The sequence below is a fragment of the uncultured Thermus sp. genome (assembly GCF_938010445.1).
Taxonomy (GTDB): domain Bacteria; phylum Deinococcota; class Deinococci; order Deinococcales; family Thermaceae; genus Thermus; species Thermus altitudinis.
Genome location: NZ_CALLUR010000119.1, coordinates 1 through 7,955, shown reverse-complemented (window position 1 = coordinate 7,955; position 7,955 = coordinate 1). Strand labels below are relative to the sequence as shown.

8 protein-coding genes are annotated in these 7,955 nt (G+C 63.6%); 1 reads left to right on the top strand and 7 read right to left on the bottom strand.

Features of this window, described 5'->3' with window-relative positions; all coding sequences use genetic code 11:
- Positions 1-1,539, top strand: a 1,539-nt coding sequence (locus Q0693_RS06810; RefSeq protein ID WP_298630209.1) for a GGDEF domain-containing protein, incomplete at its 5' end; no start/stop codon positions are given.
- A gap of 4 nt (positions 1,540-1,543) precedes the next feature.
- Here Q0693_RS06810 and Q0693_RS06805 read toward each other — a convergent pair.
- The 7 genes from Q0693_RS06805 to Q0693_RS06775 form a co-directional block, all read right to left on the bottom strand.
- Positions 1,544-2,155, bottom strand: a complete 612-nt coding sequence (locus Q0693_RS06805) for a DUF1641 domain-containing protein (RefSeq protein WP_243031054.1) — start codon at positions 2,153-2,155, stop codon at positions 1,544-1,546.
- Between the two features lie 8 nt (positions 2,156-2,163).
- Positions 2,164-3,300, bottom strand: coding sequence for an FAD-dependent oxidoreductase (locus Q0693_RS06800; RefSeq protein WP_298630208.1), 1,137 nt, complete (start codon positions 3,298-3,300; stop codon positions 2,164-2,166).
- A 137-nt stretch (positions 3,301-3,437) separates the two neighbouring features.
- Positions 3,438-4,439, bottom strand: coding sequence for a hypothetical protein (locus Q0693_RS06795; RefSeq protein WP_298630206.1), 1,002 nt, complete (start codon positions 4,437-4,439; stop codon positions 3,438-3,440).
- A complete protein-coding gene (locus tag Q0693_RS06790; protein ID WP_298630211.1) occupies positions 4,423-4,887 on the bottom strand; it encodes a cytochrome c in 465 nt (154 codons plus the stop codon). The genes Q0693_RS06795 and Q0693_RS06790 overlap by 17 nt, the downstream gene beginning before the upstream one ends.
- 43 nt (positions 4,888-4,930) lie before the next feature.
- A complete protein-coding gene (locus Q0693_RS06785; RefSeq protein ID WP_243031051.1) occupies positions 4,931-5,449 on the bottom strand; it encodes a DUF3341 domain-containing protein in 519 nt (172 codons plus the stop codon).
- A 9-nt stretch (positions 5,450-5,458) separates the two neighbouring features.
- A complete protein-coding gene (nrfD, locus tag Q0693_RS06780; protein WP_298630203.1) occupies positions 5,459-6,811 on the bottom strand; it encodes an NrfD/PsrC family molybdoenzyme membrane anchor subunit in 1,353 nt (450 codons plus the stop codon).
- Positions 6,801-7,955, bottom strand: a 1,155-nt coding sequence (locus Q0693_RS06775) for a 4Fe-4S dicluster domain-containing protein (RefSeq protein WP_298630201.1), incomplete at its 5' end; no start/stop codon positions are given. The genes Q0693_RS06775 and nrfD, both read right to left, overlap by 11 nt.

Here is a 7,955-nt window from a genome sequence, read left to right as displayed (position 1 = left end):
TGGAGCGAGCGCTTTTTAACCCCCCTGGTGGCCCTGATAGGCGGGGGTATTCTCCTTGGGCACCGGGAGAAACCCTTTGGATTAGGGCTTTTCTTCTTGGGCCTGGGCGATCTGGCTTGGACCCTTGAGGACCTGGGCCGCCTGCCTCGAGGACTCTACCTGGAGTTTCCCTACCTTATAGGGTACGCCGCCCTGACCTGGGGACTCCTTTGGCTTCCGGGAAAACCGCCCCGCCTGAGCCTTTGGCTCCTGCCCCTGGGGCTTTTAGGCATGGGCTCCGCCTTTCAGCCCGAACTGGGTATAGACCGCCTCTACACGGTCTGGGACGCCCTCCTCCTTCTCCTCCTCCTGCCGCGGTTGGAACCTATTTTCCAAGAGGGCATCGGAGGACGGGCCCTTTGGGGGGCGGGTCTCCTTCTCTTTTTGGTGGCGGACATGGCCTACGCCTTCTTGGAGGCGGCCGGGGGGTACCCCACCGGGCACCCCGTCCACCTGCTTTGGACCCTGGGCTACCTCCTCCTGGCCCTGGGGGTGCTGGAGGAGCGAGCGGGGAGGGCCTCCTTTCTGGGGCAGGCCCTGGCCCTTGGGGGGCTCTTCCTGATGCCCGCTTCCTTGTTAAACGACCCGTCCCCTTGGGAAGTGCGGGTCCTGGCCCTTTACGGCGGTCTGGTGGGAGGGTTGGGCCTCCTTTACGCCAACTATCTGGAATGGCGCCGTACGGAGGAGAAGGGATTGCGTTGGACCCGGTTCCTGGAGGAGCTCGCCCGCCTCTCCCCCAGCGTGACCCAGACCTTGAGCCCAGAGGCTCTTCTTAGGGGGGCCCTCGAGGCCACCCGCCACCTCCTCCCCACGGCCGTGGGCCTGGAGGTGCGGGGGAGGCGGGGCCTGGTGGGGGAACGAACCCCCCATGCCCTCACCATTCCTTTAAGCGGGGATGCCGCCTACCTCTACTTGCAAAAGCCTCTGGAAGAGCCCATCCCCCCAGGCTTCCTCTCCCTCTTGGGGGAGCGGATAAGGCAGGTGCTGCGCCAGGTGGAGTGGGGCACCTTAGCCCTCACCGATCCCCTCACCGGCCTCCTGAACCGGCGGGGCCTGGAGGTGGAACTGCCCAAACTCCTGGCCCTGGCCCGGCGCTACCAGGCTCCCCTAAGCGTGGTCATGCTGGACATAGACCATTTCAAAAGGGTGAACGACACCTACGGCCACCCCGTGGGGGATGAGGTTCTAAAGCTTTTGGGCCGCATCCTCAAGGCCAGCGTCCGCCAGGAGGACCTGGCGGTGCGCTATGGGGGCGAGGAGTTCCTCCTTTTCCTCTATGGCGCGGGCCGGGAAGCCGCCAAGGAGGTGGTGGAGCGGATCCGCTACCGCTTCCGCAGCCAAAAGGTGGACCCCATCCCCTACCCCCTCACCCTTTCCGCCGGCATTGCAGGTGGGGAGGTTCCCGAGAACGAGGCCCAGGTGGAGGAGTGGATCCTAAAGGCCGACTACGCCCTTCTAAGGGCCAAGGAAACGGGCCGGGACCGGGTAACCCTGGCGTAAACCCCTACTTCTTGGGCATCATCTTGGCCATGAGCCCCTCCAGGGCCTTCATGTCCTGGTTCAGGTGACCGAAGGCTTTGCCCAGGGCCTTAAGGAGGAGGAAAAGCACGCCCAAGGCCTTCTGCACCTCGGGGTCGGAAAGCTGCCTCAGAATCCCGGCCAGACCCACCCGGGGCGGGTCCCGCAGGACCTCGGGGGTGAAGGTCTCCCCCAGGCCCCGTTGCAAGGCTGAGGCCATCATGCCGATGGCCGCAGGCTCTATCCGGGAAAGGATGTCCAAAATGTTGGCCCCGTGGGAAAGAAGCCGCAGCACCTGGGGCTCCATGAGCATGCCCAAGCCCTCACCGAAGTTTTCCGTAAGGTGCCCCAGGAAGGCTAGGGCTCCCGATTCTTCCAACTTCTCCAGGGTGTCCGCCAGCTTCTCCAAAGCCTCCGCTTGGTCCAGAAAGCGGGCCAAGAGGGAGACCAGCTGCAGGTTTTGGGGCTCCATGAGAAGACCCAGGTTCTCCGCCAGGGTTTCCCCGGTACCTACCTGGGCCAGAAGGCCGAGCCCGCTTTTTTCCAAGACCTCCTCTATATGGGCTAGCCTTTCTTCCACCGTAAGCGTCTTTTCCATGGTCCCTCCTACTCGATCAAGGTGGCAAACCAGAAGCCTTCAAAGAGCATCTTGGTGATCCGCACCCACTTACCCACGGCCATCACGCCACAAGAAGGCATGCCGGTGCCCGCCAGGAGCTTTTCAAAGGAGCACTGGGGCAAAAGGGCGTTGTCCCCGAAGTCCATGATGCACATGGCCACGGGGTTAAAGGGCTCGCCAATGTAGGCCCCCTTGAGGTCGGAGGCGATGACCCCGGCCACGTACTCCCCTTGGAAGTGGGCCACTACCCCGGCTGGGGGTAGCTGGAGGGAGGGGTTCACCGTGTCCCCAATGACGAAGACGTTGGGGAACCTGGTGGAGCGGAAGGTCATCTTGTCCACCTCGGGGAAGCCGTTGGGCCCTGCCAAGGGGGATTCCCGCACCACCCGGTTGGGGGCAAAGGGCGGCGTGAGGATGAGGAGGTCGTAGGCCAGCTCCCGCCCGTCCTTGGCCTTCACCTTTCCTCCCTCAAAGGCCACCGGCTCAAACTCCCCATGGAAGACGATGCCTTTAGAGCGGAGGATCTCTAGGACCTTTCCGGAGATCACCGGACCCATACCTGCCAGCGGAAGAGGATTCGGGTGGAACACCTCCACCGTGCTCTTCTGGCGAAGACCCTTTACCTTCAGGGCAAACTCCGCCTGGCCCGCCACCTCATAGGGCGCTGGGGGACAGGGGTAGTAGGGCGAGGAAACCCCCACCACCACCTTGCCGCCCTTGAAGTTCTTGAGGGCCTCCCTCAGCTTCAAGGCCCCCTCGAGGCTCCAAGGGGCGTGGCCATCCGGGGCGGGGGAGGGCAGGGCCTCGGCCCCCAGGGAAACGATCAGGTAGTCGTAGGCCAGTTCCCCCGCGCTGGTCTTAACCCGGCTGTTGGCGGGGTCTAGGGCCTCCACCGTGGCCTGCAGGAAGGCGATGCCCCGCTTTTCCAGGTTGGCCAAGGGCCTACGCACCTGCTCGGGTTCGCGCATGCCAAAGGCCACCCAGGGGTAGGCGGGCATGAACTCGTGGTGGGTGCTCCTATCCACCAGGGTGACCTCCGCCTCCTTGCCCAGAAGCTTTTTCACCTTATTGGCCGCCACCAGGCCACCCGAACCGCCTCCTAGGACCAAAACCTTCGCTGCCATCTTCCACCTCCCGGGTACCCTTACCGTGTACCCCTAAGCCTAGGGTGCTCCCCGCCTGCTTGTGAAGGTAGGTGCAAATGCCCCGAAGCCCAAAAAGAGAGGCCCCACCCGGGGTGGGGCCAGGCACAAACCCCGCCCTAGTCCGCGCGCAACCGGGAGAGGAAGAGGAGGGCCAAGCCCAGAAAGCCCACCACCTCCCCCACCCCTACCCCCCGCCCCAGGGCGGGAAGCACGTACCAGGCCAGGTGCAAAAGGCGGAAGAGGGGGATCCAAAGGGCCACGGGCAGAAGGTAACGGGCCTCCCGTTTGGGGAGGTTGGTGAGGAGGTAGAGGAAGGGGAGAAAGAAACCCCCCACCGCCCACAGGGTGGCCACGGTCCCCCATGGTCCTTCTAGCCGCTTCAGGTAGAACTCCACCTCGTGGGTTAGGTCCGCCCCCCAGATGATGACCAGGGTGGTGGCCTCCACATACATCCAGATGATGGAAAGGGCCAGAAGGAGATTGGTATGGTTCTGGGCCTGGCCCATGAGGGCCGCATTACCCTTGCGGGCCGCCAGGGCCACGGCCACCGAAAGCGCCAAGAGGGCGGCGGAAAGAAGGAGGATGGCCCCGAAGGAGGCGGAGTAGAAGTGGGCCTCGAGGGCCATGAAGAGGTCATAGGAAAGGAAGGTGGCGGCGGCGAATACCAGGGGCAGCCCCCAGGCCCCCACCTCCGAGCGGTGCTCCCCTGGCTTTAGCTTCAGCAAAACCCAAGCGAAGAGGGCGAAGAAGACGACATAGCGCAACAGCATGAAGGGGGCATTCAGGTACCCCGAACGGTGGGCCAGGATGGGATCCAAGTTGGCCCCGGGCCGGGCCCAGGGGAAAAACTCCGGCAGAAAGAGAAAAAAGGGGAGCCCCAAAAGCCCCATGAGGGGGAGGAGGCGGGCCAAGGGGTACAGATAGGGCTCTAAAGGAACCCCCCAGCGGCTGGTGAGGGCGTTGTGCAAGAGGAGAACCAACAAGGCCCCCAAGGAGAGCAGCAGGAAAAAGGCAAAGGGGAAGTAGGCTGCCGGAGCCCCAAAGAGAAAGGCCAGGGCGTAGAGGAAAATGCCCAAAAAGAAGGGGGCCGAAAGGTTCCGCTCAATAGACCTCTGCATTCACCACCTCCACAGGACAGGCCTCCTCCAAGAGGCACTGCTTGACGTAGCGGGCGATGAGCCAGCGCTCCCTTTCCGGGATGCGGCTCTTATAGGAAAGCATCCGGCCAAAGCCGTTGGTGGCGGCAAAATAGAAGTACCCCTCGGGCATAGCCTTTACCCCGGGGTCCTGGAAGGAACGGGGCTTGGGCATCCCCAAGGGAACCACCCGCCCGTCCCCCTCCGCGTTGAGCCCGTGGCAGATGGCGCAGAAGGTGCGGTAAAGGGCCTTACCCCGGATGAGCTCCTCCGTGGTGAAGGTGTAGGGGTTGTCGGCAAAGCCGCCCTCGGGCTTAAGCCCGGTGCGCACCTCCAGGTTCAGGTTCTCCCCAAAACGAACCCGCTCCGGAGCCACTTGCACCTGCAAGGGGGCCTCCCGGAAAGGCCGCACCTTGGGCTGGTCCCACATCCAGCCGCAGGCGGAAAGGAGGGGCAAAAGGAGAAAAAGGAGCCTAGTCACGCCGCACCTCCTCCACCTCCGCCCCCAGGCGGGCCAGAAGCCCCTTGGTGCCCTCCAGGTCAAACCGGGGATCCGAGGCGTAGACGAAAACCCCGTACTCGTCCAAAAGGACCCGCACGTACTCCCGGGCCTGCACCGCCGGGTGCCAGGAAAGGGGCAGGCCGTTGTTATAGAGCAGGAAGAGGAAGATGCCCACGGTGATGGTGAGGATGGTGAGCTCAAAGGTCACGGGGATGAAGGCGGGCCAACCCAAAAGGGGCTTGCCCCCGGCGTTATGGGGGTAGTCCAGGGTGGTGTAGACCTGCAGGAAAAGCCCCAGGCCCACTCCCAAGACCCCCAGGAAGAAGGCGATCCAGGGGATGCGGCCATCCCCGCCCAAAACCTCCTCAATCCCTTCCACGGGATTAGGGGTGAGGGCCTCGAGGCGCCGGTACCCCTCGGCCTTCAGGACCTTCAGGGCCTCAAGGAGCTTTTCTGGCGAGTCAAAATAGGCCATGAGTCCGTAGAGCATGCTTCCCTCCTAGTGCTTCCTCAGGCGGTGGAAGAGGTGGACCATCTCCGCCACGGCGATGGGGGGGAAGAGGCGGATGAACAGGGCTAGGCCAAAGAGGAAGAAGCCGATGGTTCCCAAGTAGAGGGCCCAGTCCACCCAGGTGGGGTAGTAAAGCTGGGCGTTCCCCGGCAAGAAGTCCTTGGACAGGCTGATGACCACGATCACAAAGCGTTCCAGCCACATGCCCACGTTGGCCAGGATGGAGAAGACGAAGAGCCAGGTGAGGTTCTTGCGGAAGCGGGGAAACCAGAGGGTCTGGAGGAGGACCACGTTGATGAGCATCATGGCCCAGTAGTAAGGGGCATAGGGCCCGGTCATGCGCCAGATCTGCTGCGCCCACTCCGCGGGCTCCCCCGCATACCAGGCGATGAAGATCTCCAGGAGGTAGATGTAGGCCACCCCCAGGCCGCTGGCCAAGGTCACCTTGGCCATCCAGTCCAGGTGGCGCTCGGTGATCACCCCCTCCAGGCGGTACCACCTTCTTAGGGGGATGATCAGGGTGAGGGCCATGGCAAAGCCGGAGTAAATGGCCCCGGAGGCGAAGAAGGGGGGGAAGACCGTAAGGTGCCAGCCCGGAACCAGGCCATAGGCAAAGTCCATGCTCACCACCGAGTGCACGGAGATCACCACCGGGGTGGCCAGGCCCGCCAGGAGCACGTACACCGCCCTATAGCGTTGCCAGTGCACGGCATTCCCCGTCCAACCCAAGGAAAGCCACCCATAGAGCTTCCTCCGCCAACCGGTGCTCCTCTCCCGTAGGAGGGCCAAGTCCGGAATCAGGCCCAGGTACAGGAAGAGGGTGGAGATGGTCAGGTAGGTCATGATGGCCAGCACGTCCCAGGAGAGGGGGCTTTTGTACTGGGGCCAGAGGGCCATGTGGGTGGGGTAGGGCATGACCCAGTAGAAGAGCTGGGGCCGGCCCATGTGGATGAGGGGGTAGGTGGCCGCCGCCAGCACGGCGAAGAGGGTCATGGCCTCGGTCACCCGGTTCAGGGAGTCGCGCCAGTTCTGGCGCATGAGGACCAGAATGGCGCTGATGAGGGTCCCGGCGTGGCCGATACCGATCCACCAGACGAAGTGCACGATGTCAAACCCCCAGGCCACGGGCTGGTTGATGCCCCAGGTGCCCAAGCCCTTCACGAAGGTAACGAAAAGGGCATAGAGCCAGACCAAGGTAAGGGCAGCCCCCACGGCCACCACCACCTTCCAGGGACTAGGGGCCGGTTTCTCCACAGGCTCCAAAAGCTTTTCCACCAAGGTCTTTTCCGTCCACTCCCCTTGGATCAGGTCGTGGTCGGGATGGGGTTCCTTACGCGCCATGCTCCCCCTCCTTCAGCTTGGGATTAGGGTTTTTCAAGTGGGCCAGGTAGGTGGTGCGGGGCCAGGTGTTGGCCTCCTCCAGAAGGGCGTAGTGCCGCCCCTCCTTGCGGTGGGCCTGGATGGGGTCCTCCGGGTCCAGAAGATCCCCGAAGTGGATGGCCTTCCCGGGGCAGACCTCCTGGCAGGCGGTCTTGATCTCCCCGGTGCGGATTTTTCTTCCTTCCTGGGCCGCCTTAGCCCGGGTATTCTCAATGCGTTGCACGCAGTAAGTGCACTTCTCCATTACCCCACGGCTACGGATGCTCACCTCGGGGTTCATGAGGAGGGCCAAGGGGCTTTCCTTGGCCTTGCGGGGATCGCCTTGGCCCACAAAGGCCTCCCCGTAGGGGAAGAAGTTGAAGCGCCGGGCCTTGTAGGGGCAGTTGGCGGAGCAGTACTTGGTGCCCACACAGCGGTTGTAAACCATGAGGTTCAGGCCTTCGTCGGAATGCTCCGTGGCCGCCACAGGACACACCGCCTCGCAAGGGGCCTTCTCGCAGTGCTGGCACATGACCGGCTGGTGCACCACCCCTTCCTCGGCGAAGTAGCGATCTATGCGGATCCAGTGCATCTCCCGTCCCTTCTGCACCTCCTCCTTCCCCACCACGGGGATGTTGTTCTCCACCTGGCAGGCCAGGGTGCAAAGCCCACACCCCAGGCAACGGCTTAGGTCCACGGTCATGGCCCAGGCGTGCTCCCCTTGGGGCCAAGGGGGGTAGAAGGAAACCCGCTTTTCCTTGTGGGGCTCGGCCTCGAGGGCCTTGGCCTCCTCCAGCACCTTCACCGCCTCCACCTCGCCCAGATACCCGTGGTACTGGGTGGAGACCAAGGGGTAGTGCCGGCCTGTGGAGGAAAGTTCCAGGGGCCAGACCACCCCTTCGGGATGGAAGAAGTGGGAAAGGGGAGCCACCCCACTCCCCTTGGGTAAACCCGGCAAGGGCCATAGGGGCAGGAGGGCTTCCCTTTCCCCAGCTTTAACCCGCATGAGGGGCCGTTTGGGATCCGCCTTCCGCTCCCTAGCCCGGATATCCCCCAAAAGACCCAGGGCCTCGGTATCCTCCTCCCCCAGGAGCAGGGCCCCATCCCACACCAGGCGGCTTAGGGG